Origin of the sequence: Colwellia piezophila ATCC BAA-637, from assembly GCF_000378625.1 — a bacterium.
Lineage (GTDB): Bacteria > Pseudomonadota > Gammaproteobacteria > Enterobacterales > Alteromonadaceae > Colwellia > Colwellia piezophila.
In genome coordinates this window covers 1-2521 of sequence record NZ_KB905176.1, presented here as the reverse complement: position 1 = coordinate 2521, position 2521 = coordinate 1, and the positions used below count along the sequence as shown (strand labels likewise).

General features: G+C 40.1%; 2 protein-coding genes and 2 tRNA genes. 3 read left to right on the top strand and 1 reads right to left on the bottom strand.

From position 1 onward, the window contains the following. Window positions 1-6 precede the first annotated feature (6 nt). The 3 genes from F580_RS0121410 to F580_RS0121400 all read left to right on the top strand — a co-directional run bounded on the left by F580_RS0121410 (window position 7) and on the right by F580_RS0121400 (window position 1885). Window positions 7-82: transfer RNA gene (locus F580_RS0121410), tRNA-Lys, on the top strand. Window positions 83-603: 521 nt separating this feature from the next. Then, window positions 604-1662: a quinolinate synthase NadA gene (nadA, locus tag F580_RS0121405; RefSeq protein WP_019029812.1), complete on the top strand. Its 1059-nt coding sequence runs from the start codon at window positions 604-606 to the stop codon at window positions 1660-1662. A 133-nt stretch (window positions 1663-1795) separates the two neighbouring features. After that, window positions 1796-1885, top strand: a tRNA-Ser gene (locus F580_RS0121400). Window positions 1886-2250: 365 nt separating this feature from the next. Here the strand turns inward: F580_RS0121400 and F580_RS0121395 are convergent. Next, window positions 2251-2521, bottom strand: a 271-nt coding sequence (locus tag F580_RS0121395; RefSeq protein ID WP_019026269.1) for a transposase, incomplete at its 5' end; no start/stop codon positions are given.

The following is a 2521-nucleotide window of genomic DNA, read 5'->3' as shown; positions in this document are numbered from 1 at the left end:
TAGGAACGGCCGTTAGCTCAGTTGGTAGAGCAGTTGGCTTTTAACCAATTTGTCGAAGGTTCAAATCCTTCACGGCCGACCACTCCTAAGAACTCAACAAAATTTCCCGTTAAAGTAAAAGCCAAGGCTTTTAACCGTTAAACCAGTTAGCTCGAAGGTTCAAATCCTTCACGGCCGACCACCCCTAATCCATCAAAACGAATACTCTTCTTAAAACTAAAGCCAAGGCTTTTAACCGTTAAACCAGTTAGTTCGAAGATTCAAATCCTTCACGGCCGACCACTCCTAAGAACTTGTAAATATCCCCAAGTTGAATCGAAAAAAAAGCCAAGGCTTTTAACCGTTAAACCAGTTAGCTCGAAGATTCAAATCTTTCACGGTAAACCCATACTGATTGAAACGCTTACCGACAACTTAAAAATAGCAGTTCCTTTTATAATTTACTTATTTAAGCTCGTTAAAACAACTTATTAGCACCTCTTGGCGGATAGGTGACCTCTACCCTTCAATGAAGCGCTCATACAGGCCATTATCTACTACACATTAGCTGTGCTTTGACTTATAATTGTCGCGTTTTAATATGTCCTGAATTAGAGAGAACTCATGAGTGTAAGTAATTTCGCGGTAGATTTTGATTTTCAATTTCCAGCCAAGCCAAAACCATTAGACAATAATGAAAAGGCACAATATATTGAGAAAATTAAAAAACTCTTAATTGAAAAAAATGCCGTATTGGTTGCACATTACTACACAGACCCCGAAATTCAAGCGCTTGCTGAGGAAACAGGAGGCTGTGTTGCCGACTCCCTTGAAATGGCTCGTTTTGGTAAGCAGCATTCAGCAGAAACGTTAATTGTTGCTGGCGTTAAATTTATGGGTGAAACCGCCAAAATATTAACGCCAGAGAAAACCATCTTGATGCCTGAGTTAGAAGCAACATGCTCACTCGATCTAGGTTGTCCTATTGATGAGTTTTCAGCTTTTTGTGACGAGAACCAAGATCATACTGTCGTTGTTTACGCTAATACATCTGCTGCAGTTAAAGCGAGAGCAGATTGGGTTGTTACCTCGAGCATCGCCCTAGAAATAGTCGATATGTTAGAGAGTGAAGGTAAGCCTATTCTCTGGGGGCCAGATCGCCACCTAGGCGCATATATAGAAAAAGAAACGGGTGCCAAAATGCTTATGTGGCAAGGTGCCTGTATTGTGCATGATGAATTCAAGGCCAGTGCACTTCGAGATCTAAAATTACAGTACCCTGATGCCGCTGTACTTGTACATCCGGAATCACCGGCTAATGTAATTGAATTGGCTGATGCCGTCGGCTCAACCAGTCAGTTAATTAAAGCTAGTCAGGAAATGCCTAATCAGCACTTTATCGTTGCTACTGATAAAGGTATTTTCTATAAGATGGAACAGGCTAATCCTGGAAAGACCTTTGTAGCAGCTCCAACAGGCGGTAATGGCGCAACATGTAGAAGTTGTGCTAATTGTCCTTGGATGGCAATGAATGGCTTAAAATCGATTCATGATGCGTTAGTGAGCCCTATTGGTAAAGAGATTCATGTTGATGAGAGTCTCGGCGAAAAAGCACTTATTCCCTTAAATAGAATGCTTAACTTTGCCGCTGAAAATAAGCTAAAAGTAAAAGGAAATGCGTAGTGCATTTCCTGATATTTCATTATTTATTGAAATAATGAATAAATAAACAGCACTCAAGCTGTTTTTACCAAATTAAGCTAAAATAGCCTTGCACTCGCAGGGCTTTTTTTTTACCATAGCGCTGTAAAAATCTGGTGAGCTGGCCGAGTGGCTGAAGGCGCACGCCTGGAAAGCGTGTAAAGGTTTATCCCTTTCGAGAGTTCGAATCTCTCGCTCACCGCCATATTTAATAGATAAGCCTCTGTTTTACAGGGGCTTTTTTATGCCTGTAATATTATGAACCGTCAGAAAGACCGTCATTTATTCTCGTCACTATATAAATATACCTCATATGAAATTAATCGAACCTGATCTTCGATCAGAACCCCATAATTTTCTATCAGGTTGCAGGTGAAGTGGTCAATTACATTAGTTGTGCCACCTAATTACATCAGAACTGCCAGTCATTATCATCTAACACTGTAACCTAATAACATTTACTGCGACCACTTATTAACATTAGGTTACCACTGATAAATATGATCACTTTGTACGCACAGAAGTCATTAGCCTAAAAATATTTCCCATATATTTTCGGCTCTTCTCCGGTTATGTGAGGTTGATTTTTGGATAAAAGATAGAATGCGTTGCTGGAACTGATGTTTGCCTTATTTTTAATTTGAAGTATTCGGTATCCCTTACTCCTCTGGCTCGCCTCCTAATCATCCCAATAGAAACATTTCCTGCCTCAATACGGGCACTGGTCAACTTATATTTGGCATAGTTACAAATGCCTACCTTGTGCATTCTTAGTCCGACTGCAAAATTATGTAAGGCCAATATATTAGTTGATTCTGCTAGACGGCACCAAGCTTCAAGT